Origin of the sequence: Devosia subaequoris (assembly GCF_014197055.1) — a bacterium.
GTDB lineage: Bacteria > Pseudomonadota > Alphaproteobacteria > Rhizobiales > Devosiaceae > Devosia > Devosia subaequoris.
In genome coordinates, this window is record NZ_JACIEW010000005.1 from 179542 (window position 1) to 205877 (window position 26336).

At 61.7% G+C, this 26336-nt stretch carries 30 protein-coding genes and 1 pseudogene; 10 read left to right on the forward strand and 21 right to left on the reverse strand.

Translation table 11 applies throughout. The annotated features are described in order from the left end of the window. Nucleotides 1-49 precede the first annotated feature (49 nt). Nucleotides 50-1534 (reverse strand): sigma-54-dependent transcriptional regulator, encoded by a 1485-nt coding sequence (locus GGR20_RS11480; RefSeq protein WP_183311403.1) that lies wholly within the window; start codon nt 1532-1534, stop codon nt 50-52. Nucleotides 1535-1718: 184 nt separating this feature from the next. Continuing rightward, nucleotides 1719-1895, reverse strand: a complete 177-nt coding sequence (locus GGR20_RS11485) for a YdcH family protein (protein WP_183311404.1) — start codon at nt 1893-1895, stop codon at nt 1719-1721. 162 nt (nt 1896-2057) lie between these two features. Here GGR20_RS11485 and GGR20_RS11490 point away from each other — a divergent pair, with 162 nt between their 5' ends. From GGR20_RS11490 to GGR20_RS11500, 3 genes are all read left to right on the forward strand, one after another. Continuing rightward, nucleotides 2058-2264 carry a YdcH family protein gene (locus GGR20_RS11490; RefSeq protein ID WP_183311675.1) on the forward strand — a complete coding sequence of 69 codons (207 nt, stop codon included), beginning with the start codon at nt 2058-2060 and terminating at the stop codon, nt 2262-2264. A gap of 74 nt (nt 2265-2338) precedes the next feature. After that, nucleotides 2339-2830 carry a 5-(carboxyamino)imidazole ribonucleotide mutase gene (purE, locus tag GGR20_RS11495; RefSeq protein ID WP_183311405.1) on the forward strand — a complete coding sequence of 164 codons (492 nt, stop codon included), beginning with the start codon at nt 2339-2341 and terminating at the stop codon, nt 2828-2830. A gap of 4 nt (nt 2831-2834) precedes the next feature. After that, nucleotides 2835-3920, forward strand: coding sequence for a 5-(carboxyamino)imidazole ribonucleotide synthase (locus GGR20_RS11500; RefSeq protein ID WP_276511921.1), 1086 nt, complete (start codon nt 2835-2837; stop codon nt 3918-3920). Nucleotides 3921-3924: 4 nt separating this feature from the next. Here GGR20_RS11500 and GGR20_RS11505 read toward each other — a convergent pair whose 3' ends face one another. Further along, entirely contained in the window at nt 3925-4617 is a 693-nt protein-coding gene (locus tag GGR20_RS11505) for an alpha/beta fold hydrolase (protein WP_183311406.1), read from the reverse strand. Nucleotides 4618-4833: 216 nt separating this feature from the next. Between GGR20_RS11505 and rpsU the strand changes: the two genes are divergently transcribed. After that, nucleotides 4834-5070, forward strand: coding sequence for a 30S ribosomal protein S21 (gene rpsU / locus GGR20_RS11510; RefSeq protein ID WP_183311407.1), 237 nt, complete (start codon nt 4834-4836; stop codon nt 5068-5070). 54 nt (nt 5071-5124) lie between these two features. On the opposite strand, the gene GGR20_RS11515 is transcribed toward rpsU, so the two are convergent. The 4 genes from GGR20_RS11515 to GGR20_RS11530 form a co-directional block, all read right to left on the reverse strand. Continuing rightward, the gene (locus GGR20_RS11515; protein WP_183311410.1) at nt 5125-6306 is read right to left on the reverse strand and encodes a multidrug effflux MFS transporter; all 1182 of its coding nucleotides are present in this window, start codon (nt 6304-6306) and stop codon (nt 5125-5127) included. A gap of 20 nt (nt 6307-6326) precedes the next feature. Beyond that, entirely contained in the window at nt 6327-7139 is an 813-nt protein-coding gene (locus GGR20_RS11520) for an alpha/beta hydrolase (protein ID WP_183311411.1), read from the reverse strand. A 56-nt stretch (nt 7140-7195) separates the two neighbouring features. Beyond that, the gene (locus GGR20_RS11525) at nt 7196-7834 is read right to left on the reverse strand and encodes a DsbA family oxidoreductase (protein WP_183311413.1); all 639 of its coding nucleotides are present in this window, start codon (nt 7832-7834) and stop codon (nt 7196-7198) included. A gap of 80 nt (nt 7835-7914) precedes the next feature. Continuing rightward, nucleotides 7915-8469, reverse strand: a complete 555-nt coding sequence (locus GGR20_RS11530) for a hypothetical protein (RefSeq protein ID WP_183311415.1) — start codon at nt 8467-8469, stop codon at nt 7915-7917. Nucleotides 8470-8618: 149 nt separating this feature from the next. Between GGR20_RS11530 and GGR20_RS11535 the strand changes: the two genes are divergently transcribed. Beyond that, nucleotides 8619-8831 (forward strand): SlyX family protein, encoded by a 213-nt coding sequence (locus GGR20_RS11535; RefSeq protein ID WP_183311416.1) that lies wholly within the window; start codon nt 8619-8621, stop codon nt 8829-8831. Nucleotides 8832-8870: 39 nt separating this feature from the next. On the opposite strand, the gene GGR20_RS11540 is transcribed toward GGR20_RS11535, so the two are convergent. The 11 genes from GGR20_RS11540 to GGR20_RS11590 form a co-directional block, all read right to left on the reverse strand. Next, a complete protein-coding gene (locus GGR20_RS11540; protein ID WP_183311418.1) occupies nt 8871-10448 on the reverse strand; it encodes a hypothetical protein in 1578 nt (525 codons plus the stop codon). A gap of 60 nt (nt 10449-10508) precedes the next feature. Continuing rightward, a complete protein-coding gene (locus GGR20_RS11545) occupies nt 10509-11117 on the reverse strand; it encodes a LysE family translocator (RefSeq protein WP_183311420.1) in 609 nt (202 codons plus the stop codon). 39 nt (nt 11118-11156) lie between these two features. After that, nucleotides 11157-12560 carry an NAD(P)(+) transhydrogenase (Re/Si-specific) subunit beta gene (locus GGR20_RS11550; RefSeq protein WP_183311677.1) on the reverse strand — a complete coding sequence of 468 codons (1404 nt, stop codon included), beginning with the start codon at nt 12558-12560 and terminating at the stop codon, nt 11157-11159. A gap of 7 nt (nt 12561-12567) precedes the next feature. Continuing rightward, nucleotides 12568-12927: a proton-translocating transhydrogenase family protein gene (locus tag GGR20_RS11555; protein ID WP_183311422.1), complete on the reverse strand. Its 360-nt coding sequence runs from the start codon at nt 12925-12927 to the stop codon at nt 12568-12570. After that, on the reverse strand, nt 12928-14406 hold the full coding sequence (locus GGR20_RS11560) for a Re/Si-specific NAD(P)(+) transhydrogenase subunit alpha (RefSeq protein ID WP_183311424.1): 1479 nt from the start codon (nt 14404-14406) through the stop codon (nt 12928-12930). A 66-nt stretch (nt 14407-14472) separates the two neighbouring features. Next, a complete protein-coding gene (locus GGR20_RS11565) occupies nt 14473-14637 on the reverse strand; it encodes an aa3-type cytochrome c oxidase subunit IV (protein WP_183311426.1) in 165 nt (54 codons plus the stop codon). Between the two features lie 50 nt (nt 14638-14687). Continuing rightward, complete coding sequence (locus GGR20_RS11570; RefSeq protein ID WP_183311428.1) at nt 14688-16490, reverse strand: M3 family oligoendopeptidase; 1803 nt, start codon at nt 16488-16490, stop codon at nt 14688-14690. A gap of 87 nt (nt 16491-16577) precedes the next feature. Beyond that, a complete protein-coding gene (locus GGR20_RS11575) occupies nt 16578-17336 on the reverse strand; it encodes a sulfite exporter TauE/SafE family protein (protein ID WP_183311430.1) in 759 nt (252 codons plus the stop codon). A 30-nt stretch (nt 17337-17366) separates the two neighbouring features. Beyond that, entirely contained in the window at nt 17367-19247 is a 1881-nt protein-coding gene (locus GGR20_RS11580) for a monovalent cation:proton antiporter-2 (CPA2) family protein (RefSeq protein ID WP_183311432.1), read from the reverse strand. 19 nt (nt 19248-19266) lie between these two features. After that, nucleotides 19267-19998 (reverse strand): DUF1013 domain-containing protein, encoded by a 732-nt coding sequence (locus tag GGR20_RS11585; protein WP_183311434.1) that lies wholly within the window; start codon nt 19996-19998, stop codon nt 19267-19269. Nucleotides 19999-20113: 115 nt separating this feature from the next. After that, entirely contained in the window at nt 20114-21136 is a 1023-nt protein-coding gene (locus GGR20_RS11590) for an NAD(P)H-quinone oxidoreductase (RefSeq protein WP_183311436.1), read from the reverse strand. Nucleotides 21137-21219: 83 nt separating this feature from the next. Between GGR20_RS11590 and GGR20_RS11595 the strand changes: the two genes are divergently transcribed. From GGR20_RS11595 to rcdA, 4 genes are all read left to right on the forward strand, one after another. After that, nucleotides 21220-21402: a DUF1192 domain-containing protein gene (locus GGR20_RS11595; protein ID WP_183311437.1), complete on the forward strand. Its 183-nt coding sequence runs from the start codon at nt 21220-21222 to the stop codon at nt 21400-21402. A gap of 139 nt (nt 21403-21541) precedes the next feature. After that, on the forward strand, nt 21542-21778 hold the full coding sequence (locus GGR20_RS11600; RefSeq protein WP_210283161.1) for a hypothetical protein: 237 nt from the start codon (nt 21542-21544) through the stop codon (nt 21776-21778). A gap of 37 nt (nt 21779-21815) precedes the next feature. Continuing rightward, a complete protein-coding gene (locus GGR20_RS11605; protein WP_183311441.1) occupies nt 21816-22025 on the forward strand; it encodes a hypothetical protein in 210 nt (69 codons plus the stop codon). Nucleotides 22026-22305: 280 nt separating this feature from the next. Continuing rightward, nucleotides 22306-22827, forward strand: a complete 522-nt coding sequence (gene rcdA / locus GGR20_RS11610) for a protease adaptor protein RcdA (protein WP_253560183.1) — start codon at nt 22306-22308, stop codon at nt 22825-22827. 172 nt (nt 22828-22999) lie between these two features. Here rcdA and GGR20_RS11615 read toward each other — a convergent pair. Both GGR20_RS11615 and rpmE read right to left on the reverse strand, forming a co-directional pair. Further along, a pseudogene (locus tag GGR20_RS11615) lies at nt 23000-23283 on the reverse strand (YciI family protein). Between the two features lie 69 nt (nt 23284-23352). Further along, the gene (gene rpmE, locus GGR20_RS11620) at nt 23353-23574 is read right to left on the reverse strand and encodes a 50S ribosomal protein L31 (protein WP_183311443.1); all 222 of its coding nucleotides are present in this window, start codon (nt 23572-23574) and stop codon (nt 23353-23355) included. Nucleotides 23575-23808: 234 nt separating this feature from the next. On the opposite strand from rpmE, the gene GGR20_RS11625 reads away from it, so the two are divergent. Next, nucleotides 23809-25626, forward strand: a complete 1818-nt coding sequence (locus GGR20_RS11625) for an ABC transporter ATP-binding protein (protein WP_183311445.1) — start codon at nt 23809-23811, stop codon at nt 25624-25626. On the opposite strand, the gene GGR20_RS11630 is transcribed toward GGR20_RS11625, so the two are convergent. Next, nucleotides 25623-26318, reverse strand: a complete 696-nt coding sequence (locus GGR20_RS11630; RefSeq protein WP_183311447.1) for a thiamine diphosphokinase — start codon at nt 26316-26318, stop codon at nt 25623-25625. The two genes, GGR20_RS11625 and GGR20_RS11630, sit on opposite strands and share 4 nt — an antisense overlap. Nucleotides 26319-26336 lie beyond the last annotated feature (18 nt).

Sequence of the window (26336 nt, forward strand, 5' to 3'; positions counted from 1 at the left end):
TAAGCGATAGGGTTAACGCGGCGGCTTTCCCACCAATTTGCGTAGGATGTCAGGCCGCGTCGTTGATCAGCCCTTCAGCCATGCCGTATTCGTGCAGCTTGCGATAAAGGGTCGAGCGACCGATGCCGAGCGCCCGGGCCACACGCGACATCCGCCCACCGTGATGCTGGACGGCAAAGGCGATGGCCTCGCGCTCGATGTCCGAAAGCGGTTGCAGGTCACCGCTGTCCGAGAGAAACCGATCGCGTACGGCCGGGGAAACTTGTTCCATGGGCGGACGGGCAATCGCGGCGTCGATATGAACCGGTTCGGTGAGCTCGATAACTTTCTCCACGGCGCGCATGGCTTCCTCACGCCCAGCCGCCTGGGCCAACACCTGAGGAAAATCCTGGGTTTCGAGAAAGGCGCTGTCGCTTAGCACAATGGCGCGATAGATGGCGTTCTCGAGCTGGCGCACATTGCCCGGCCAGTCATATTTGCTCAGCAATTCGGTGACTGCAGGGGAGACCCCGAGCACACGCTTGCCAGCCTCGGCCGAGAAGCGGGCGATAAAGTGATTGATCAGCGCCGGCATGTCTTCAAGCCGCTCGCGCAGGGGCGGCACATAGATGGGGAAGACATTGAGCCTGTAGTAGAGGTCCTCGCGGAATTCGCCGGATTTGGCCAGGTTGAGCAGGCGTCTGTTGGTGGCTGAAATCAACCTAACATTGACTTTTTCGGGCTTGCTGGCGCCGACCGGCTCGATTTCGCCTTCCTGCAGCGCCCGGAGCAGTTTGACCTGGGTATCGAGCGGCAGCTCACCTACCTCATCAAGGAACAGCGTACCGCCATGGGCCTCGGTGAATTTGCCGGGCTGGTCGGCATGGGCGCCGGTGAAGGCTCCCTTTTTGTGGCCGAACAGGGTCGATTCAACCAGATTGGGCGGAATGGCCCCGCAATTGACGGTGACGAAAGGTTTTCCGACCCGGTCCCCCGTGCCCTGGATGATGCGGGCCACCAACTCCTTGCCGACCCCGCTCTCGCCTTCGATCAGCACCGGGATATTGCTCTTGGCGGCCTTGGCGCACAGCGTGATAACGCGGGCCATGGTGGGCGCAGCGGCAATCATGTCCTTCTGGCTGAACGTACCGGTCTTGCGCGCATGTTCGGCGCGAATAGCGGCTTCGAGCGCATCGAGCTTCATAGCGTTGCGCAGCGAGATGACCAGCCGCTCGGGCGCCACCGGTTTGACGAAGTAGTCCGCCGCCCCCTGACGCATGGCCGAAATCACGGTTTCAAGGGAGGCATTGGCGGTCTGAATGATGACCGGCGTCGTGAGCCCCTCCTTGCGCATGGCCTCCATCACGCCCATGCCATCGAGATCGGGCATGACGAGATCAAGGATCATGGCTCCAAGCTGGGGATCCTCGCGCAGAATGGAGAGCGCCTGTTCGCCGCCGGTTGCGGTGATCGGCTTGAAGCCGGCGCGGTTGGCAACTTCCGAGGTCAATCGCAATTGCACCGGATCATCGTCCACCACCAGAACACGCGTCATATTTACCCCAGATCAGAAGTCCTGACGGCACGAATCGAGTTGTGCCGTTTTGGGAATGACGATGCCCGCTGCTTCTTAAGAGGATGTTAATCCTAACGATTTGTGCCTGAGCAACGGGCAATGAAAAGGGGCCGCGGCGTAAAGCCGTGACCCTCCAGAGCTTATGAAAGTTTTTTGTGCTGTCCTATTGCCGCGTGGCGCTCTGGAGCTTGTGGAGTTCGTCCTTCACTTCGAGTTTTTTTCGCTTGAGTGTAGCGACCGTGAGGTCGTCGGCAAGCCGGTTCTGGGTTTCGGTCTGGATCTTGCGATCCAGTTCCTGGTGGCGGCGTTCAAGCGCTGCGATGTGGCCTTCAGTCGTCATAAACAACTCCTTTCAGCGTGTTGGACAGGGGTATCGTCACAAATAATTCATGCTTTGTCGACGCCGTTCGGGACGGTCTCGAAATTGGGATGCAAAACTTGTCGTGATCGGTTAACCAAGGCTGAGAAAAGCGTCTGAAATGTTTGGTACACCATGCTGTCGCTGACCCAGGAACAGGAAACCCAATTGGGGATCGAACTGGCCACAAAACGCCAGGAACACGCCGATCTCGATGCAGCGATCCACACTTTGGTACAGTCGAAAATGGCGGATCGGATGCTGTTGCAGCGGCTTAAGAAGCGTAAGCTTTCGCTCAAGGATCGGATCGTTCAACTCGAAAATATCCTGTTGCCCGATATCATCGCCTGAATAGCCGGACGCCTTGAGTTGTGGCAGAAATTGGGCTAATTGCGCGCTTTGCGGAGCGGCACGGGGGAATCGCCATGCTCAAGCCACCGGTTGCCATCGTCATGGGCAGCCAATCGGACTGGCCCACCATGCGGTTGGCCGCCGAAACCCTCGAAAATCTCGAAGTGGAATATGAGGCGCGGATCGTCTCGGCGCATCGCACGCCCGAACGCATGGTGGATTTTGCCACCAATGCTCGGGATGAGGGGGTCAAGGTCATCATCGCAGGCGCCGGGGGCGCAGCCCATCTGCCGGGCATGATCGCGGCGATGACCAGTTTGCCGGTGTTCGGCGTCCCGGTTCGGTCCAAGGCCTTGTCGGGCATGGATAGTCTTTATTCCATCGTGCAGATGCCTGGTGGGGTGCCGGTGGGCACGCTGGCCATCGGTGAGCCGGGTGCCATCAATGCGGCGCTATTGGCAGCAGCCGTTCTGGCCCTGAGCGATGAGGACCTGGCTGACCGGCTCGATGCCCATCGGGCGCGCCAGACTCAGGCCGTGCCGCAGTTTCCGTCCGATCTCGAGTAGTACCTTGACTGACAATCCGACCATTCTGGCTCCTGGCTCCACCATTGGCATTCTGGGCGGCGGGCAACTCGGACGCATGTTGGCCCTGTCCGCAGCCCGGCTCGGACTCAAGAGCCATATCTACTGCCCCGATACGCAGAGCCCGGCCTTTGACGTCACGCCGTTCAAGACCGTGGCCGGTTATGACGATGTCGAAGCGCTCAAGGCCTTCGCGGCCCAGGTCGACGTCGTGACCTATGAGTTCGAGAATGTGCCGGCGGCCACTGCCGAAGTTCTGGCAGGGCTGAAGCCGCTGCGGCCCGGCGCAAATGCGCTGGCCATTTCGCAGGACCGGCTGGCCGAAAAGAGCTTTCTTTCGTCCAAGAATATTCCGGTTGCGCCCTATCGCGCAGTGCATGGCCTTGATGACCTGAAAGCGGCCATTGGCGAGTTGGGTCTGCCGGCTGTGCTCAAGTCCACGCGGTTGGGCTATGACGGCAAGGGCCAGCGCGTTTTGCGCGCCCCCGAGGATGCCGAGGCAGCCTTTGCAGAACTCAAGCCCCATCCTTTGGTGCTGGAAGGCTTTGTTCCTTTCGAGAAAGAAATCTCCGTGGTGGTGGCGCGCGGGCTGGATGGCACAGTGAGGGCCTTCGATGCCGCCGAGAACGTGCATCGGGATCACATTCTTTTCACATCGACCGTGCCGGGCGACATTGCGCCGGGCGTTGCCAAACATGCGGCGATGCTGGCCAAAGTCATTGTCGTGGCGCTCGACTATGTGGGCGTACTGGGCGTTGAGTTTTTTGTCGTGGGTGGCGAACGTCCGTCCCTGCTCGTTAACGAAATCGCGCCGCGGGTGCACAATTCTGGCCACTGGACCGAGGCGGTGTGCCTCACTGACCAGTTCGAGCAGCATATCCGCGCCATTGCCGGCTGGCCGCTGGGTGATCCACAGCGCATGGCCGACGTGGTGATGCAGAACCTGATCGGCGATGAAGTCGATCAGGTGCCCAACGGGATCGATGGCGATACCCAGCCGCATCTCTACGGCAAGGCCGAATCCCGGCCCGGCCGCAAGATGGGGCATATCAACAAGATCGTGCGCGGCTAGGGTCTTATCGCTTCAGCCAGTTGTTCATGGCTTCCGCCACCGCTGCGGGATTCTCCAGTGTCGGGACATGGCCGGCATCGGGAAAGATGACCAGTTCCGCCTCGGGGATGAGCTCAGCCATTTCCTCGGAGAGCCGCAGGGGGATGAGTTTATCCTCAGCGCCCACGCCAACCAGCGTGGGGACGGCAATGCCCGGGAGAAAAGGCCGTGAGTCGATGCGCCCCATGATGGCCGTCTGCTGGCGCATATAGGTGTCGGTTCCAACGCGCATGGCCATGTCGTGGACCTGATCGGCCACGGGACCATCAAGATGTGCCGGCGCCAGCAGGCCGGGCAGGGCCATGCGGGACACCAGGGTCGACTTGCCCTGTCGCACCAGTTCCATCTCCGCCAGGCGTGCCTGTTTGCGTTCCTCGCTGTCAGGGCGGGCATTGGTGTCGAGCAGTGCCAGGTGGGTCACGCGTTCCGGCGCCTGGCGCATGATTTCGAGCACGACATAGCCCCCCATCGACAGGCCAGCCAGAGCGAAACGTGGCGGCGCGGCGGCGAGGATGCGGCCCGCCATGCCGGCAATGGAGTCATCGAGTGACACATCGGCAATGACAGGCGCGATGCTGCCACCAAGGCGCGGGATGATCGGCTGGTAGAGAAAGCCGTCGCATCTCAATCCGGGGACCATGACGAGGGGATAAAACATGTTTGGCCTCCAGCACATTGATGGCTCAGGGTTAGTCTGTGGCAAGAGAACCTACAAGGTGCCCGCATTTTTCCGTGTGTCGAGTGTGGACAGCTTGTCAATGTTGAGCTATAGAGCCCGCCACGGTGACCGGCTGGGCTGGTCGGCGGGGTGGTTTGTATGGCCATGCCGTTATTATCATAACAGTTTGCATAGCTTTGAAAGGGCGGTTGACCTTTGCAAGTAGTCGTTCGCGATAACAATGTTGACCAGGCGCTGCGCGCACTGAAGAAGAAGCTGCAGCGTGAAGGTGTCTTCCGCGAGATGAAGCTGCGCAACTATTATGAGAAGCCTTCCGAGAAGAAGGCTCGCCAGAAGGCCGAGGCTGTGCGCCGTGCGCGCAAGCTGGCCCGCAAGCGTGCGCAGCGTGAAGGCGGCATCGTGGCCCCCGGCCGCGCCGCTGGCCGCAACTAAGCGTTCCAGAGCATTATCGAATTTAAACGTCGTCCCGGTTCGGGGCGGCGTTTTTTATTGCCCGGGATAGAGGCGGCGGTGCAGCGTGGCGGTGGCTATGGTCAGCACCGCCAGCAATGGCAGAACGACTGTCAGCGCCGCCCGGGCATCGGCAAACAGCGTGATGGCCAATAGCGAAGCGACAAAGCCCCCGCCCATCTGGAAGAAGCCGGCCATGGCGCTGGCCGCACCGGCTATGTGGCCATAGCGTGCCATGGCTGCGACCGTGGCGCTTGGACCGATGGCCGGCAGAGCCAGCATCCAAAAGCTCACTGGCGCCATGACGGCCAGGACCGACTCGGGAAAGAGCCGCGGGGCCACCGCAAAGCCGAGCCCGCCAAGGCCGAGCAGAACGAGCCCGACAATGATCAATTGCGGTCCGTCCAGCCGATGTGACAGACGGCCGGCGACCAGATTGCCGACAATGAAGGAGCCGGTCTGGATCAGCAAGGCCATGGCGAACTGGAAAGGCGTGAGACCGATATCCCCTATGAGGACGAAGGGCAGCAGCGCGGCAAATCCATAAAAGCCGCCAAAGGCCAAGGCCAGCATCAGGGCAGGCAACAGAAAATCGGGCGCCCGCAACAGGTCTGCATAATTGCGGAGGATCTGACGAGGGGCGAGCGGCGCGCGCGCCGCTTCTGGCAAGGTCTCGCGGGCGCCAAAAGCCAAAAGCGTGATGATTGCGACGCCAAACGCGGCCATGATGGCAAACATCAAGTGCCAGCTCCCTGCCAGCATGATGAGGCTTCCCAGGGTGGGGGCGAGGGCAGGCGTTACCGTGAGAATGAGATTGACCAGGGTGAGGATGCGTACCGCCTCCATACCCGTGAACTGGTCGCGCACCATAGCGCGCGAGATGGCGCCGCCCGCGGACACGCCAAAGCCCTGCATAACCCTGCCCAGCAGCAGCATTTCCAGGGTCGGTGCCAGGACGCAGACCAGCGAGCCGAGCACATAAATGGCGAAAAATGCCGCCCCGACCCACAGGCGGCCGAACCGGTCGGAAAGCGGACCGCATAGCAATTGTGAGATGGCGAAGGCTGCGAAATAGACCGTCATGGTCAACTTGCCGCCGGCGTCGGTGGCGCCCAGATCCGCCACGATCGAGGGCAGAGCAGGACCATAGAGGGTCAGGCTGAGCGGGCCGGTTGTCACCATCAGGCCGCCGATAATGGCGGTCCGATTGGGAGACATGCCCAGTGGGCGCGGCGGTTTCACCGGTTCAACGAGCGGTCAAAGAAGGGTTTGGCGCGATCCCAGATGCCGGCATCCCAGAGGTCGGAATGATCGGCGCCATCGACAATCCAGAGTTCATCCGGGTTGGGTGCGCGGGCATAGAGGCGTTCCCCATTGGTGACGTCGATGGTGCGGTCTGCGGTGCCATGAGCCACCAGAACCGGTTCGCTGACGTCCTCGATCCAGAGATCGTTGCGGAACTGGTCCTGCATGACCAGCGCGACCGGCAAGATGGGGTAGCGCTCGGCCGCGACATTGACGGCTGAGAGGAAGGGCGTCTCCAGCAACAGCGCGGTTGCCTCGCGTTGGCTGGCGACATAGCTGGCGGGTCCTGAACCCAGCGAGCGACCCCAGATCAGGATAGGGGCGTCGGTCTCAGCGTCCAGCCAGTCATAGGCGGCCAGCGCGTCGGACAGGATATTGGCTTCGGAGATTTCGCCAGGTGAGGCGGGAAAGCCGCGGTAGTCGAAGGCGAGAAAGCCGTAGCCATCGGCGACAAAGCGCTCATAGCGCTCGCTTTCTTCGGTAAAGCTCTTGGAATTTCCCTTGTAGTAGACAATGACCGGCATGCCGGGGCGCGGCGGCGCATACCAGCCATTGACCGCTCCGCCGTCAGTGGCGATGAGCACCTCGCTTGCAGCGGTCAGCGTTGTGTCGCTGAGAGCGAAGACCTCGCCCTGGGCGCTGTATTGCAGGGCGCGCTGATTGAAATACATGTAGCCGACCACACCGGCATAACCCGCCACGATGAGGACGAGCAGGGCGAGCAGCAGGCGGCGGAAAAGTTTCAAGTGTCCAGTCCCGAATAAGGCGATTTGCACCCACTATAGCAGGCGGTAAAGGCTTGTCAGAGTTCTGCAATGATCTTGTTGAGCGCCTGAGCGAAAACCTCGTCCGGTTGCGCGCCCGAGAGGGCGTATTTTTGGCCGAAGACGAAAAAGGGCACACCACGGATGCCCTGTTCGGCGGCACTGGCGGCCAGCTGAGCGGTCACCTCAAGTTCGTGTTCATCGTTGAAGGCGTCGAGCGCGTCGCCACGGTCCCAGCCATGCTCGACCGCAATGTCGGAAAGGACATTGTCGTCATTGATGGACTTGTACGCCAGAAAATGGGCGTCTGTGATGGCCTTGGCGAGCTCGTGCTGATTGCCATTGGGTTTGGAAAGGCGGATGAGCGTGTGCGCCTTGGTTGTGCTGTAGCGGCGATCCTGCTTGCTCAGATCCAGCGAAATGCCAAGCTTGGCCGCTTCGCCTTCAACACGGGCGTACATTTCCTCTGGTTCGCGGCCGTATTTTTCGCGGAGCATTTCGTGGACATTGACGCCCTCGGGCGGGGTGTTGGGACCGAGAAAGTAGGGATGGTGCTCAAGTTCGAAGTCGACATCGTCGGGAAGCCGGGAAATCGCCTGATCCAGCCGTGCCGAGCCCACCAGGCACCAAGGACAGACCACATCGGTGAACACGTCGATCTTAAGCAACTTGGTCATGGGCAGCCTCCGCACAAAAAAACTGCCGCCCAGATGGCGGTCCGGGCGGCGGCTGGCAAGAGGGAACTTTGAGGTAACTGCTAGGCAGCAGGCTGGGTGTGGCCCGACTGCATGAGAGCAAAGGGCGGGCTATAGGCAGCAGCGATGGTCAAACCCAGAGCCGCGCCGGTGCCGGTAACGGCAAGCATCGGCGCCATCAGCCAACCAGCCAGCGGCGCGGCAGAGCCAACGCGCTGAATAGCTGCCAGGGTACTCAGAAACATAGCCGTGCAGACCAGGCCCAGTTGCAGGGAATCGAGCAGCGGTGTGAAGAAAGGCAGCAGACTGTAGAGAATGGTCAGGCCGATCAGCCAATGACGCGCGGTTCCGCGGACCACCTGCTCTGTAAGCGCCCAGAAGGCGGCCCCCAACAGGGCAAGCTGGGCCAGATGCAGGGCCGCGCCGCCCCAATGAGGCAGGCCAAAGGGAGAAAAAAAGATCGGGAAGATGCCGAAGGCACCAGCGGCAAGATGGATCAAGCCAAAGGCACCAAGGGGCAGGCTCACGCAGACAACCAGCCGCGCCGCAGATTGCGACGGGGTCAAGGTATCGAGGTGGCCGTGAGCGGCCTGATCGAGCATTGCTGTGGTGGCCATTTTGTGGCTCCCCGTTGGCGGATCGTGCTCCATCAATGGCTGGCGCTGATGAAGGGTTCCGCTTGCGTCAATCCGCCGGTGAAGGTCACGCCCCTTGAAGATGGAGGGAAACCCCCGTATTCCGGGCGTTCCAGGTATGGAGAAGGCCCATGAGCAGCGTCGAACACAATGAGCGGATCGACGCGTTGGAAACACGCGTCGCCTATCAGGACCAGACTATCGAGGAGCTTAATGCGGCGCTGACGGCACAATGGCAAAGCATCGATCTCTTGACCAAGAAACTGGCCATGCTCGAAGAGCAAATGCGCTCTGGCAGCTATATCGCCGACCCGGCGACGGATCGACCGCCGCCACATTATTGATGGTTTCCGCTCGCATGTATTCGCGGTACGGGCCGAAAATCAGGGCGCGGACCGTTCCAGTCCCACTGCGTCGCGAAACGCGGTGATGTGATCGGCCGGCGGTTCGTCGGCCGGTGAGGTGTCCGTCCAGTAGAAATTGTGCGTGAACAGGCGCCAGCCCAGCCGCCCCCAGGTGATTTCGACTTTTCGGTCGCTGATGCCGGGCCCGAACCGATCCGCGCCGGACAGAGGCCCCGAAATGGCGTCGCCCAGCAGAAACAGCGGGCTATCGATCCGGTCGAAAAGATTGGTCCAGCGCACCACCGAGAACACGGCGGCATGGTGGGCGACAGGGCCCTTTTGCGGGTCTGGATAGATGGTGCCGCGCGTTTCGTCATAGGCCTGTGGGGGCGCCGTGGGCAGCACGCGCTCGGTTTTCATGCGGGCAAAGTCCGCACTACCATCTGTTACCAGGAATTCCGCACTGGAGAGGGGCGAGCCAAGGGTCACGAGGTCGGAAATCTTCCATCCCGATTGCGTCTCGGAGCCAGCCGGTCCCTTCTGCAGACGCAGGGCTTCGTAAACCTTCCATTGCAAGGCTTGGTATTGGGCTATCCGCCCGCTGTTCCAGGCCTGTGAGGGGGCGTTGGACACGAAGTCATCCAGTGCTGAAAAGGCGGCCAGGGCGTCCGGGCCCGGCGGGTTGTCCTTGGTCGGACCCACCTCGCGCCAGAGGATATGGAGCAGATCGTAGGCCAGTACCGACCCCAGCGAGTGCGCGACCACGACGATGCGGTCATATTCAGGGTCTTCATGCAGCGCCTTGAGCAAGGCAAGCCCACGATTGCGGACACCCTGCCGACTCTGCACGGTTTCAGTCTGGGCTGAAAGATAGCTCGCGGCATCGCCGAAATAGGGCAATAGCAGGGTTGCGGCGAGATAGGCCAAGGTGCCCAAAAGCATCAGATTGGCGACATGACCATTCCAGCTAAAGCTGTCGAGAATGCCGATGGTAATGACGAGCATCAGCAGGAATCGGGGTATTCGCTTGATGAAGGAAAGCGGACTGAAGAATTTGGGTAGCAGGATCAGGGCCAACGCCGTGATGCTGATAGCATGGCCACGCCACGCGTCAGGCGAGACAAATCGATCATACCAATGGGTGTCCAGCACCTGCGGCAACGCCAGAACGGCGGCGAGGGTGCTCATGACAGCCAGAACCGTCAGCAACCAGAACACCACCCAGGGCCAGCGCATGTGTTTTGGCACTTGAGCGGGGTCGATCCATAGCAGCCTTCGAATCCAGCGCCATAGATTGCGCATGGGCGTGGCATTGAGCAGGTCGGCATAGTAGAGCTCGAAAAAGTCGGTGCGCCGCCCATTGTGCTCGGGAGTGGTGATGCGCTGTAACTCGTAAAGGCCGCTCTTGTCGTCGGGCACGATCCAGATCGGGCGCGGCCGCGGATAAGCCTCCTCTGGCGTATCGAGTTGCGGGTTGTCCTGCCAAAGGGCGTGGACGAAGTCGCGAATCGTGCCCATGGGCCGTTGCTCGCCCTGGCCATGAACGATCACGATGGCCTGCCGCTTGATCGGCTCCGACCTGGGCGCAACAGTGCGTCGGCGCGTTGTTCTGGCCATGGTCCTCCCCCGCAGAGTAAGGAGACTAAGGCAAGCGGGGCCAGGAGAAAACCGGCTGCCCTACATTGCTGTCGAATAGCCGACCCAACCGGCCACGCCGACCAGCAGGATGGCAAAGACCGCCCCCATGACCCGGCGCCGCGCGGGCACGGTCAATAGGGGCTGGACCGTGCCGGCCAGAAGCACCACGACGGCGTGCACGAGCGTTGCCACGACCACATAAACTGCGCCGAACAGCAGAGCCTCCCGGATTGTCGTCGTCGAGAGAAACCCGGGCATGACCGTGACGTAGAACAAGGCGGCCTTGGGGTTGAGCAGATTGGTGATCAGCCCGCGCAGGAAAAAGCGTCGCGTGCCCTCGTTCGGGTCGACGGCATCTATGGGCTTGCGGGAATCGCGCCAGGCTTCCCAGGCGAGGTAAAGCAGGTAGGCCACGCCGGTCCACCGCAGAATCTGATAGAGCCAGGGTTGCTCGAGCACCAGCGTGCCGAGGCCGAGAACGGCCAATAAACCTAGCCCGGCCAGGCCCAGCGCGACCCCTGCGACGGCCGCTAAGCCAGCAACGCGGCCCCGGTCGGCAGCCAGGATGGCCAGATAAGCCATGTTGGGGCCGGGAGTGAGCTCGATCAACAAGCTTGCCAGCGCAAATGCAAGAAGCGCGGCACTCATGGCCGCGCTTCCCAATTGTTGTCTGTTACCACCAAGGCCCTAGTGGCCGAACGCCTTGACGATGTCCTCGGTGACTTTCTTGGCATCGCCGAACAGCATCATGGTGTTGTCGCGGAAGAACAATTCGTTCTGCACCCCGGCGTAGCCTGCCGACATGCCGCGCTTGATGAACAGCACTGTGCCCGCATCCTCGACGTTGAGGACCGGCATGCCATAGATGGGCGAGGTCTTGTCGGTCTTGGCCGAAGGGTTGGTCACGTCGTTGGCGCCGATGACAAAGGCGACGTCGGACTGGGCGAACTCGGAGTTGATGTCTTCGAGTTCGAACACCTCGTCATAGGGCACGTTGGCCTCGGCGAGCAGCACGTTCATGTGCCCGGGCATGCGGCCAGCCACCGGATGGATGGCGTATTTGACCTCGACGCCTTCGGCCTTGAGCAGGTCGGCCATCTCGCGCAAGGCGTGCTGGGCCTGGGCGACGGCCATGCCGTAGCCGGGCACGATGATCACCTTGCCGGCGTTCTTCATCAGGAATGCCGCGTCGTCAGCGGCGCCCTGCTTGACCGGGCGGTCATCCTCGCCAGCGGCAGCGCCGCCGGAGGTATCGCCGCCAAAGCCTCCCAGGATCACCGAGATGAACGAGCGATTCATCGCCTTGCACATGATGTAGCTCAGGATCGCACCCGAGGAGCCGACCAGGGCACCGGTGATGATGAGCGCCGTATTGCCCAGGGTGAAACCGATGCCGGCTGCCGCCCAGCCCGAATAGGAGTTGAGCATGGAGACCACGACCGGCATGTCGGCGCCGCCGATGGGGATGATCATCAGCCCGCCCAATATCAGGGCGAGAATGGTGATCAGCCAGAACAGCCAAGGATTGCCGGTCACGGTGAAGGCCCATACCAGCAGCACGATGGCCAGCCCAATCGCGATATGGATGAGATGGCGCATGGGCAGAATGATCGGCTTGCCGCTCATATTGCCATTGAGCTTGGCGAACGCGATGACCGAGCCGGTGAAGGTGAAGGCGCCGATCGCTGTGCCGATGCTCATTTCAACCAAGGCTTGAGCGTGGATGTGTTCCAGTGTGCCGATGCCGAAGGCCTCGGGGGCATAGAGCGCGGCGGCAGCGACGAAGACTGCGGCCAGACCCACCAGTGAGTGGAAGGCTGCCACGAGCTGGGGCATGTCGGTCATCTTGACCGAGCGGGCGATAAAGGCGCCGATGCCACCGCCAAGCGCGAGACCCCCGATAATCAGTAGCCAGCTCATGAAGTCGCTCGGGGCAGCCACCATGAGCGTGGTGACCACGGCAATGGCCATACCGATCATGCCAAAGAGATTGCCCTGGCGCGATGAGGAGGGGTGTGACAAGCCCCGGAGGGCCAGGATGAACAGCACGCCCGAGACCAGATAGAGAAGGGCGGCGATATTTGCGTCGATCATTTGATCAGCCCTTCTTCTTGTACATGGCCAGCATGCGCTGGGTCACCAGAAACCCGCCAAAGATGTTTACGCTTGCAAACACCAGGGCGATGAAACCGAAAAACTTGCTGACCCAACTGGCGTCCGTGGCCAGTTGCACGCCCACCGCGAGCAGGGCGCCCACCACGATCACCGAGGAAATCGCGTTGGTGACGCTCATCAGTGGGGTGTGCAGGGCCGGGGTGACGCTCCAGACCACGAAATAGCCCACAAAGATCGCCAGCACGAAAATGGCGAGGCGGAAGGTGAAAGGGTCAATGGGGCCACCAATGGCCCCATGGGCCACGGCGGCGGCGTTGGCGACAGTTTCTGCTGTAGCGTCCATTTACTTGTCTCCTCCCTCAGTGGCGGCAGGTTTGTCGACCGCTGGCTGCTTGGTTGCCGGCTTTCTGGTTGCCGGCTTTCTGGCGGCTGGTTTCTTAGCTGTGGGCGCTTTGGCCGCTGGATCGGTTTGCGTGCCGGCTTCTGCAACAGCGACTTTGGCTGCTGGCTTGCGGGCCGTTGACTTGCGCGGGGCCGGCTTGTCAGCCGGGGGCTGGCCGGCTTCGGCCTTGGGCGCTGCGGCGGCCTTGCTTGCGGCGGCCTTGCTGGCTGAGGTCTTGCGTGTCGCTGGCTTTTTCGCAGCGGGCTTCCTGGCTGGCGCGGGCCTGGCCTCCGCGGCGCTTGCCGGGTCAGTCTTGGACGCGGCGAAATTCGGGTGCACGACGGCGCCCTCCCGGGTGAGCACAGTGGCCTTGACCAGTTCGTCTTCCCAGTTGATGGCGAGTTTCTTTTCCTTGGCATCGATCAGCGTGGTGATGAAGGCCAGGAGATTGCGCGCGTAGAGCTGGCTGGCGGTGGTGGGAATGTGCCCGGGCAGATTGGTATAGCCGATGATGGTCACGCCATTATGGGTGATGACCTTGCCCGGCTGTGTCAGCTCGACATTGCCGCCGCGTTCGGCCGCAAGATCGACAATCACCGAACCTGGAGCCATGGATTCAACCATGGCTTTGGTCACCAGCTTGGGCGCCGGGCGCCCAGGGATCAGTGCGGTAGTGACGACGATGTCCTGCTTGGAGATATGCCCGGCGACCAGTTCGGCCTGTGCCGCCTGTTCGTCCTTGGTCAGCTCGCGGGCATAGCCGCCGGTGCCCGAGGCGTCCTTGAGAGCCTCGGTCATGATGAATTTGCCGCCCAGGGATTCCACCTGCTCGCCGGCTGCGGCGCGCACGTCGGTGGCCGACACTACGGCGCCGAGGCGCTTGGCGGTGGCGATGGCCTGCAGACCCGCCACGCCCGCACCCATCACGAAGGCCTTGGCTGGACGGACGGTGCCGGCTGCGGTCATCATCATGGGCATGGCCCGGTCAAAGACGGCTGCCGCCTCGATGACTGCCTGATAGCCGGCCAGGTTGGCCTGGGACGAGAGGATATCCATGACCTGCGCGCGGGTGATGCGCGGCATGAATTCCATCGACATGGCCACGACGCCCGCCTTGGCGAGTGCGGCGACGTCTTTTTCATTGCCATAGGGGTCGAGCGCGCCGATCAACAGGGCGTCGGTGTTGACGCCCTTGAGTTCGGCGGCGGACGGACGGCGCACGCAGAGCACGATATCGGCACCCTTAAGGGTGGCGGCGGCTGTGGCGCCGATGGCAGCGCCTGCATCCTTGAACTGATCGTCGGAAATGCGCGAGCCGGTGCCAGCTCCCTCCTCGACGGCGACCTCGGCGCCCAGCGCGATGAATTTGGCGACGGTTTCGGGTGTTGCCGCGACGCGGCTTTCACCTTCGAACCGTTCGCGCAAAACGGCAATCTTCATGGGAAACTCTCCTGCCCACCTGCCCGGGGGCAGGCGCGTTTCGTGTGCCTGCGGGTTATTCTGCGATCAGGGATTGATCACGAAATAGAGGATGATCATCAAAACCGCCGTGCCATACACGGACCACTTCACTGCTGTAATGAAGCCGTTATAGGTCTTTTCGTGCTCGGCGTAATCCATGCCTGATTCCAGTACCGGATCGGGGTGGTGTTCGGGGCGGGTTTTGGCCATTGGGTCCTCGAAAGTATAGTCGTCTATTCGTGTTACGCCGAAAGTCCCACTCAGGGCGCGGTGGCTTCCAGTTCGTCGATCAACCGCTCGATCATGGACAGGCCGAGCGACCAGAATTGGGGATCTTTGGCATCGAGCCCGAAAGGCGCGAGAAGTTCGGAATGATGCTTGCTGCCCCCGGCCTTGAGAAGCTCGAAATAGCGCTCCGCAAAGCCTTCACTGGCCTTCTCATACTGTGCGTAAAGCGAGTTCACAAGGCAGTCGCCAAAGGCATAGGCATAGACGTAGAAAGGCGAGTGAATGAAATGGGGGATGTAAGCCCAGAAGGTTTCATAGCCTTCATTGGCGATAATGCCGTCTCCCAGTGACTCGGCTTGCACTTCGAGCCAGAGCGCGTTGATCTCCTCAGTGCGCAATTCGCCATTGCGGCGGGCGGTGTGCACTTTGCGTTCAAAGGCATAAAAAGCGATCTGCCGAACAACAGTGTTGAGCATGTCCTCGACCTTGCCCGAAAGCAGGGCAAAGCGTTGCTGGGGATCGGTGGTCTTGTCGAGCAGGGCGCGGAAGGTCAACATTTCGCCAAAGACCGAGGCCGTTTCGGCCAGGGTCAGGGGTGTATTGGCCAGGATCGGTCCCTGTGCCGCGGCGAGCCGCTGGTGCACGCCATGGCCCAATTCGTGGGCGAGCGTCATGATATCGCGGGTGCGCCCGAGATAGTTCAGCATCAGATAGGGGTGGGCGCTGGGCACGGTGGGATGCGCAAAGGCGCCCGAGAGCTTGCCATTGCCGGTCGGCGCATCGATCCAGCCTGAATTGAAGAAAGGTTTAGCGACGTCGGCCAGCTCAGGAGAGAAGCGGCCATAGGCGTCGAGCACGGTGGTGACCGCCGTATCCCAGTCCCAGATGCGCTCGTCGCTGGTGGGCAGGGGCGCATTGCGGTCCCAGGCATTGAGCTTGTCCTTGCCGAACCACTTGGCCTTCATCTTGTAGTAGCGATGGCTGAGACGCGGATAGGCGTCCTCGACGGCGGCCTGGAGCGCATCGACCACTTCGCGCTCCACCGAATTGGCCATGTGGCGGCTGTCGGCAATGTCCTTGTAGCCGCGCCAGCGGTCGGAGATTTCCTTGTCCTTGGCCAGGACATTGGTGATGTGGGTAAACAGCCGGCCATTGGCCTTGAGCGTAGAGGCAAGGGCTTTGAAAGCGGCCTCGCGCTTGGTCTCGTCCTTTTCGGAGAGCAAATGCAGGGTGGATTCAAGGTTGAGCGTTTCACCGTCGACTTCGAATTCAAGGCTCGACAAGGTTTCGTCAAACAGCCGGTTCCAGGCCGAATAGGCGGTGACCGACTTGTCGTGGAACAGCTCTTCGAGCTTGTCGTCGAGTTGGTAGGGCTTGGCCTTCCTGAGTTCAGCGAACCATGTCTTGTAGCGCGCCAGTTCGGCGTCCTTGTCGAGAGCTTCGTCCAGATCGGCATCGGCAATGCGGTTCAGCTCGAGTTCGAAAAACAGCACGCGCGTCGAGAGAGTGGTCAGCGCTTCATTGGTGTCGCCCATGAATTTGGCGCGATCCGGGTCGGTCGATTTCTGGGCATATTGCAGGAAGGCGAACGAGCCGATGCGGCCCGTCAGATCGCCCAGCGTCTCGCTGTCCTTGATCGCCTCGATCAACCGATCGGATTGGGTAAGCTCGGCCAGCTTGCCCTTGTATTTGGCCTCAAATTCGGCCGCCAGCGACTTGGCCTGGTCCATCGCCGTCTTGAATTCCGGACTGTCCTTGCCGGGATAAAGATCGTTGAGATCCCAGACGGGCAGGTCGCCGAACTGGTTGTGGCCCTTTTGAGCGGCTGCGGACATGGAAAACTCCGGAAAACTGTTTCGGGCCGGACCTTAGCGAGCGGGAGTCCGGCTGTGAAGGCTGTGCTGTCGTCAGGGCGCTCAGCCTCACCCTGCCATCAGCCCGGTGGCGCCGTCCCAGACCAGTTTGAGGGCCAGCAGGAACACCAGCCAGTAGGCGATGCGGTAGAAGAGTTTCGCGTCGATGCGGCGCACCAGATAGACGCCGATAAACACCCCCACCAGACCGACCGGGGCCAAAACGGCCGACAGGGTCAGGTTCTGCACATTGAGCTGGCCAAGGTAGTAGTAAGGCACCAGCTTGGCGGTGTTGACGATGGCAAAGAAGAATGCCGTGGTGCCGGCATAAACTGCCGGGGGCAGCCGGCGCGGCAGGGTGTAGATTTGAAACGGTGGGCCACCGGTATGGGAAATGAAGCTGGTGAAACCGGCGATGGAACCCCAGAAGACGCCCCAGGGCTTTGAGGGCGGCAGACCTTCGAGCTTCTTGCGCAGCGGCAATATGGCGTCGATCACGAAGAGCAGGGTGACCACGCCCACCATCAGCAGCACGAAGGCATCGCTGACAACGGCCCAGAGGCCCCAGCCCACAAGCGTGCCGGCAGCGGCGCCGGGCAGCATGATTCTGATCAGGCTCCAGTCGCATTCCTTGCGATACATCCAGATGGCCACCGCATCCATGCAAAGCAGGACGGGCAGCATCATGCCCGCGGCCTCGCGCGGGGCCATGACCAGAGTGAGCAGGGGAACACCGACGACACCGAGGCCGCCGAGCAGGCCAGCCTTGGACAGGCCGACGACAAGCACCGCGATCACGGCGATCGTGACAAAAACTGGATCGATCATGGATTTATTTTAGTCCGGCGGGAAGTCGGCCTAACCCGACCTTGGCAGGCGTGATTTGTCAAGCTTGCCCGGCCGCTTGACTTGCTTGAGCGGCTCGGGGGCGTCCGCCTGCATCGCCTGGTCGAGAAGAGTCATGGACTGGCGCGCCATTCCCCAATAGGCCTCGCGATCGCCGCGCAGGGCAAAGGCCTGATCAAGCAGTTCCTTGTCGCGCTCGTAGAATTCGCGGGCCAGTTGCTCGGCCTTGGCATCGTCATGGCCGAGATGGACCAGAACGCGTCGGCCCAAATGCAGCGCCGAATGGAAAGTCTCGCGCTCGAACAGGGTTATGTCCAGGTCCATCAGGGCGTGGGCATGCTCGCGGTCGGTAGCGCGTGCGGCAATAGCGACATCGGGGAAATGACGGCGGACATTGCGGGCCACCTGCAGGATGCGGTCCGCACCCCCCACCGCGATTATGACCAGTTCGGCGTGGCCGACACCGGCCGCATGGAGCAGATCAGAGCGTGAGGCATCGCCATAATAGACTTTGATCCCGAAGCGGCGCACCAGCTCGATCTGAGCTGCATCGTCGTCGATCAGTGTCATATCATAGCCATGGCGGCGCAGCATGCGGGTGATGATCTGGCCGAAGCGCCCATAGCCGAGCACGACGATGCGGCGATGCTTTTCCACCGTATCGGGGTCGCGGTCGGCACGCTTGTTGCGCGCATCGAGGCGGGGCGCGATCAGCTTGTCAAAGCCGAGCAGCAGGAGCGGCGTGGTGGCCATGGACAGAGCAACCACGACGGTGAAAAGCCCGTAGGCATCTGCGGGCAGCGCACCGCGATTGCTGGCAAATTGCAGCACGACGAAGGCGAATTCGCCGGCCTGGCTCAGTAGAATTGCCACCAGCAGCCGGTCGGGCCGCGTCATCCGGAACAGGGTGCAGAGCCCATAGAGAATAGCGAATTTGACCGCGATTACGATCAGCACCAGGGCCGCGATCAGCCAAGGGGTTTCGAGGAATTCGGCGAAGGCGATCGACATGCCGACCGAGACGAAGAACAGGCCGAGCAGCAGGCCCTTGAAGGGCTGCAAATCGCTCTCCAGCTCATGGCGATATTCGCTGTCGGCCAGCAGCACACCCCCGATAAAGGCGCCCAGCGCTGGTGACAGACCCAGGGCCTGGGTGGCAAGCGCGGCGCCAACGACCAGGGCCAGGGCCAGCGCAGTGAAGGCCTCGCGTACGGCAGTGCGGGCGACAAAGGAGAGTAGTGGCCGCACGACATAGCGGCCACCAATGATGGCCGCGGCAAAGGTCGCCAGCAACAGGGCAGAAGTCTGCCAGAAGATGGGGTTTTCGACCTCGGAAACCGCTTCGGTAATTTCCGCCTCCAGGCTGAGACCAGAGCCAGTGAAGGCCAGGATCGGCACGATGGCGAGAATGGGAATGACTGCCACATCCTGCACCAGCAGCACGGCCAGACTGGCCCGTCCGGCATCGGTGCGGGTGATGTCGCGCTGTTCGGCGGTCTGCATGGCAATGGCGGTGGAACTCATGGCAAAGGCCATGCCCACGATGATCGCGGTACTGAGTGCAAAGCCAAAGAGCTGGACAATCAGCGTGATGACAATGGCGGTCAGGACCATCTGCGGCAGGCCAAGGCCGAGCACCTTGTTGCGCATGCGCCAGACCTCACGCGGCTGCAGGTCGAGCCCGATGAGAAACAGCATCAACACGATGCCGAATTCGGAAATGTGGCGGATGGTGTCGATGTCGGTCAGCAGGCCCAGGCCATAGGGACCGATGAGAATGCCGGCGGCCAGATAGCCCAGCACAGTTCCCAGCCCGGATGCCTTGGCCAGCGGCACAAGGGCTGCGCTGGCGGCGAGCAGGGCGAAGATGGCCAGCAGAATATTGTCTTCCACCCTGCTGGCCTTTCTCTAACTATTCGTCGCTATCGGACTTGATCGACTTGAGTTTGGCGAAAACTGAATCGGCGTCCAGTTCTTCCTCGTGCTGCGGCGCGGAATGCCCGGAATGGTCGCCCTCAAAGGCGCCTTCACCATCGCTCGGCTGGCGGGCGGTGGCGCGGGCCAGGGCTTCCTCGGCGGTCATCAGGGTGGTGCCTTCATTGAGCTCCGACTGGACCGGAGCATCCTTGGAGGCGCGCTTGACCTCGAGGTCGAGATCGATCTGGCTGCACAGGCCCAGCGTCACCGGATCCATGGCGGTCAGATTGGCCGCATTCCAGTGCGTGTTTTCACGCACCGATTCGATGGTCGATTTGGTGGTGCCGACCAGGCGCATGATCTGTGCGTCCTTGAGCTCGGGGTGATTGCGCACCAGCCATTTGATGGCATTGGGACGCTCGTTGCGGCGCGAAATCGGGGTATAGCGCGGGCCCTTACGTTTGACGGCGGCGACGCGAACCTTGGGCTCGGAAACCTTCATGCGATAGTTCGGATCGGCCTCGGCCTTTTCGATCTCTTCGCGGGTCAACTGGCCGTTCTGCACCGGGTTCACGCCCATGATGCCGCTGGCCACGTCGCCATCGGCAATGCCCTGGACCTCAAGCGGATGCAGCGTGCAGAAGGCGGCGATCTGTTCGAATGAGAGGGCGGTGTTGTCCACGAGCCAGACGGCGGTCGCCTTGGGCATCAGAAGGGACTGGGACATGGTTAAACTTCTCCTGCTGGCGCGGCCGGTCTTCCTCCGGGCCGCTCCGCCTCTTGGCCAAATGCTGAGGGGAACTGCGCGCCAATATAGGGAAAATGCCGCCGGATCGCAACGGCTAACTAGCCGGATTTGCGGCGCCGAATGCGGTCAGCAGGATCAGTTTACCGCGATGGCGTCGACTCTCCATTTCCGCGTGGGCCCGAGCAGCTTCGGCGAGCGGAAAGGTGGAGATTGCAGGTTTGATCCAGTTGGCCGCCGACAGGGATGAAAGAAAATTGTCGCGGATATGAGCGGCAATGGCGGCCTTGGTCGCTGCGGTCTGTGGCCGCAAGGTTGAACCGGAAAGTGTCAAGTCCTTGGCCATTATGGTGCGCAAGGGGACATTGGCCGTTGCGCCTTCCAAGGTGGAGACCTGAACGATATGCCCTCCGCGGGCCGATGCGGCGATGTTGACCGCGGTCAGCGCCCCACCAATGAGGTCGACCACCCGGTCGGCGCCGCGTCCATCGGTCAGGGCCATGACCCGGTCGACGATATTTTCCCGCGCACGGTCGATCGTGGCGATGGCGCCAAGGCGGTTGCAATAGCTGGCCTTGTCGCCGTCCGAGACCACGGCGATGGCGTGGGCGCCGACAATGGAACAGATCTGGATCGCGGCGCCGCCGATGCCGCCTGCGCCCCCATGGACGAGCACATGCATGCCCGGCCGGAGGCCCGCCCGCATCACCAGGGTCTGCGTGACGGTAAACCAGGTTTCCGGTAACGCCGCCGCTTCAGCCAAGCGCCAGCCATGCGGCACGGGCAGAACCTGACCGAAAGGCACGGCAACATATTCGGCATAGCCGCCGCCATTGGTCAGCGCCATCACGCGGTCGCCCAGGGCAAGATCTGTCACCTCGCCGCCCATCGCCACGATTTCTCCGGCCACTTCCAGTCCCGGCAGGCGGGACGCGCCGGGGGGCGGGGCGTACAGGCCGCGCCTCTGGGCCAGGTCGGGGCCGTTGATCCCGGCGGCAGCGACCTGGATCAGCACCTCGGTCGGGCCTAGCTGGGGGACAGGACTGGTGCAGGGGGTCAGCACCTCAGGCCCACCGGGTTCGGCAATGCAGACGGCGGTCATGTGCTCTGGCAAAGTCATGGCCCAATGCTGGCGCAAGCCGGCTTGCCCGGCAAGATGTCTGGGCTAAACTTGTTCCGGCTTAGTAATGGGAGTGCCGTGCAATGGAAGAAGAAGATCGGAAGCGGCCCAGCAGCCATGAGGTGGGCATGGCCCTTGACGTGTTGTCCGTCGAGGAATTGCAGGACCGGATCGCTCTGCTGGAGGGGGAAATCGCACGCATCAAGGCCGCGATTGCGGCCAAGGGCGATTCGCGGCGGGCGGCAGAGGCGGCGTTCAAAATCTGAACCGGGCATAATTTGTGATGGCACCATTTTGGTCCAAGGCCGTTTTGGTCCGAGCCCTTGTTAGTCTTAACGAAGGGTTATGGTTTCAACATATTTCGGGGTCGGGCAGTTTATCCGGACCACGAAAGGACTTGCGGAAATGGACTGGAATATTGTGGGCGTTGCCCTGCTGTTGACCCTGAGCGGGCTCTATTTTCTGGAGACCGAACGTGCACGGGCCAGAGAGCAGAAAATTACCGTGCGGGCTCTGGAGCCGGCACGAAATGCCTTGGAGCGAGCCTGGCTTGCCGAGCCGCTGCAGGTGTTCATGAGTCAATTGCAGTTGGCGCGGCAACGTCGATCCAACCTTTGGCCAATGGACAAGGGCAGGCTCTAGGCCACATTTCGCTGTCATCCACGGAGGAGCTGGAAGAATGGTGCGACAGGACGACATGATCTTGGAAGGCGTCAAGGCAGGGGAACTGGCCTCGCTAAGTGCGCTGGCCCGCGGTGAGCCGGTGGCCAGGGGCAGCGACATGGCGCCACTCTGTGCCAAGGGTTGGGTCGAGTTGGCCGGAAACCAGCCTATCATCACGCTGACCGGGCGGACCTTGCTTGACCACCCGCCAACAGGGTTGCGATGAAGTCAAAGCTCAGGGTTAAGAAATTGCTCGCTGTTAAGCGCAAATTAAGGTTTGGGCGGTAACGTCTCATTATTCAGATTGTTCTGAATTTTTCAGAGTGGTTTCTCCCTCTGTTTGACGCCTCCCTGTTAACTTCGAGAGCTGCACACTTGCGGCTCTTTTTTCTTTTTCAGGCTTTGGTTTGACGCGTCACGCTTCAACCACAAAATTAACAATACTGCGACCGCATGGGTGACCCCCAACAGGCTTGGGGGTAGCATGACCCAACGGAGGATTTTGCGTGGCCGATAGCGGTGAAACCAGGCAGGCAGTAGCGATAGGTCCGCGCATCGCAGCGTCGGGCGGGTTCGACGCGCTTTATCGTGAGGGCATGGGGCTGATCGAGGAAGTGGCCGCTTATCTCGATGCCGAGGGGCGGATCGAAAGCCGTGTACTGCCGCGCGAGGCCGGATTTCTCTACGCCACTGAATCCATGCGCCTGACGACCCGATTGATGCAGCTCGCCTCCTGGCTGTTGTTGCAGCGCGCCGTTAATGAAGGTGAGATTTCCCGCGAGAATGCCCGCTCCGAGAAGGAAAAGGTCAAGTTTTCCGCAACGCCGTCGGATCGCGGCGGACCGGGCTACGACGAATTACCCCAGACCTTGCGCGATTTCATTGACAAGGGCGACCGGCTGTTCGATCGGGTGATGCAGCTCGATGCGCTCGAAAAGGGCGATCTGCCCGAGCAGACGCCAGGGCTGATCAACGGGGTGGCCGATCAGATTTCCCGTCTCAAGGCCGCCTTTGGCCGGGCCGACTGACCGGTCCAGGCGCGCGACGCAAAGTGGATATCCGAAGCCCCTGCCAGGGCCAGACTTACGCCGAGCAGATCTCAGCGATCCGGGCGAACGTCTACAAATCCCGCCATGGAACCTACGCACGGCCAACCAGATCAGGTAGCAGCCGCCCGACTTCAAAGAAGAACCGCAGTACTTAGCGCTTCAACCCTTCCAGGCCCGGAGCCGTCCGGCTCAACTGCACCTGGGTTATTTCATATTCGGCTACCCCGGCGAGAACGAAGGGGTCGGTCGTGACCAGAGTCTTGAGCTGGCTGCGCTCTCCCACCGCCAGAATGACCCGCCGGTGCGCGGCTCCTTGCGGCCTGACGCAAGAAAGGTGCCGCTGTCATAGCCACCGGCCACCCAGGCCAAATGCGGCTCGATATGGGCGTTCACTTCGCTCAAGGGGGCTGTATAGGTCAGCGACAGGATGAACATGGCGTGGCTCCAGACAAGACAAAGCCCGGCGCGATGGCCGGGCTTTGCGGAATATCGGACAGTTTTGGCTTAGATGCCAAGACCCTTGAAGCGCTCCTTGAAGCGCGAAACGCGGCCGCCACGGTCCATGAGCTGACCCGAACCGCCGGTCCAGGCGGGGTGGGTCTTGGAGTCGATGTCGAGCTGCAGCGTGTCGCCTTCCTTGCCCCAGGTCGAGCGGGTCTGGTAGGTGGTGCCGTCGGTCATGACCACGTTGATGGTGTGGTAGTCGGGGTGGATGTCGGTCTTCATGGCCTTGCCTCAAATCAAACGGGCGCCGCAGCGCCCGGAGAGCATCAAACTGGTGTTGGGCGGCTTCCTAGCGCAGAAGCGCGGGTTCTGCAAGACCGCAGAATCGGTTGTTCTATACAAGCCGCGCGGCAATATGGCTTTGGCTGGCGCAGTTGCGGGCCGTCGGGCCAGCCCCTATATGGGGGCGGTCTTCGGCGCTGGCCGATCCAATTGCAAGAACGGCGCGTTGCAACCATGACAGATCAGGCGATTTCCTCCGAGACAGGCCGCGAAAAGATTGTCTCCGAGGTGAGAGCATCGCCCCGTCAGCTCAAGCCGTTGCGTCGGCTGCTGCCGTTTTTGCTGCGTTACCCGGTGCGCCTGGGTCTGACCGTACTTTTCCTTCTGGTTTCGGCCATTTCTTCGCTCGCCATCCCGGCTCTGCTGGGCGGCGCGATCGATGAGGGCTTCATCACCCAGAACCTGGATATGGTGGGGCGCTATGGCTGGCTGATTATCGGGATTGCCGCGATCATGGCTGCGGCCAGCGGCGCACGCTATTACTTCATTTCGCTGATTGGCGAACGCGTGGTGGCCGATTTGCGTCAGGCGGTTTTTGCGCGATTGCTCACACTCGAATCCCGCTATTTCGACACCCATCGGGTGGGCGAGTTGACCAGCCGCCTCAATGGCGATGTCAGCGTGATCCGCAGCGCTGTCGGGTCGAACCTGTCTCTGGCCCTGCGTTCTCTGGTGACCATTACCGGTGCGCTGATCATGATGATCCTGACCAGTCCGGTGCTGACGCTGGCTGTGGTCGTCGCGCTTCCCCTGATCCTCACCCCGGTGATGATCTATTCACGCCGGCTGCGTGGCATGTCGCGCATAACCCAGGATGCGCTGGCTGATCTTTCGGCCATGGCAACCGAGATGCTGGGCGCCAATCGCACCGTCAAATCCTTTACCCAGGAGGCCGGGCAGGCCGCGCATTACGATGAGCGGAGCGAAGCGAGCTATCGAGCCGAAGTCCGACGCCTCAGTGCCCGGGCCTTCCTTGTGGGCATGGTGATCTTTCTGGGCACGGCAGCGTTGGTGGGACTGGTGTGGTGGGGCGCCCGCTCCGTGTTCGAGGGTTCGGTTTCGGCGGGGCAATTGGCCCAGTTCCTGGTCTATGCCCTGATGGCTTCGGGCGCGCTGACCAATGTCTCGGAAGTGCTGGGATCGCTGCAGACGGTTGCCGGCTCGACCGAGCGGCTGGTGGAAATCCTCGATACCAACGCGGAAATTACCGATCCGGTGCACCCCGTCGCGCTGCCCGATCCGGCTCTTGGCACGGTCGCATTTGACAGGGTGAGTTTTTCCTATGATAGCGCGACAGACGACAAGGTCCTGGACGATGTCAGCTTTGCCGTGGGCAAGGGCCAGACGGTGGCCCTGGTCGGTGCGTCGGGATCGGGCAAGTCGACAATGCTTTCCCTGTTGCAGCGCTTTTATGACGTAACCGGCGGGGTGATCAGCGTCGATGGGGTCGATATTCGCGATGTGCGGCTGGTCGATCTGCGGCAACGCTTCGCCTATGTCGAGCAGGAGCCGATCATTTTTGCCGGGACCATTGCCGAGAACATCCTGTTCGGCAAACCCGATGCCGGCATGGATGAGGTGGCGGCGGCGGCCAAGGCGGCTCTGGTCGACGATTTCGTGTCCGACCTGCCGGGGGGCTATGACACGGTGGTGGGCGAGCGCGGCGTCATGCTCTCTGGCGGACAGAAGCAGCGCCTCGCCATTGCCCGTGCCATTCTCAAGAATGCGCCCATCCTGCTGCTGGACGAAGCAACTTCGGCGTTGGATGCGCGCTCGGAGCAATTGGTGCAATTGGCGCTGGAGCATCTGATGGAAGGGCGCACGACGCTGGTCATCGCCCATCGTCTGGCCACCATCCGGGATGCGGATACGATCCTGGTGCTTGATGGCGGCAAGATCATCGATTCCGGCACGCATGACGAGCTTGTGGCCAAGGGTGGCCGCTATGCAGAACTCGCCAAGTTGCAGTTCCGTCTGGGTGAGGTGGTTTAGCCTGCCTTCGCGCAGGCTTCTACCAGATCCCACAAGCGTTCACGGCCCAGGATCAACAGCCAAGGCGTGTTGTCCCTGGGCACAATCTCGACGCGCCCGCCGGTGCCTTCATTGGAGGTGCCGAGCCGGCCGGCGGGATCGAGCAGCAGGTCGTTCATCGGGTAGAAGAGGCCGCGGGTTCGCTCGAAGACAATTGGCACCAGCGGGTGCACCGAAACGCGCTCCTTCGCCGCCGCGTCGAACGCAAACGGCCCTGAAACGGCCAGGGCCACATCGGTTTCGTCAACCAGCAGCACATGGCGATGGGGGGCGACCTCGAGCAGGGCGCCGAGAGCCGCCAGGGTGTGATCGAGGCGCTTGCCGGTCATGCCCAGGGCCAGGGTGACCGGCGCCGCAGTAGAATAGAGCGCCTTCTGGAAATCGGTGGTGATCTGCTCGGGGATGTGGATGACGCGCGTGCATTTTTCCCACGTCGCGCGATTCTCGAGCGAATCAAGATCGCCCAGAATGGCCTCGGGGACCAGGCCGGCCGCACCAATGGCATTGCCGCCGCCATCGGCGCCGATCAGGGCGATATCGCGCGCCACAAGGTCGTGCAACAGCCCTGCATCCACGGTGCCGCCGCCCACAATGGCGAGCGGGCGATCAAACTGCAGTAGGGGTTTTTCGGTAGATTGAATGGGGGATTGCACTCTGGGTTCACTCTCAAT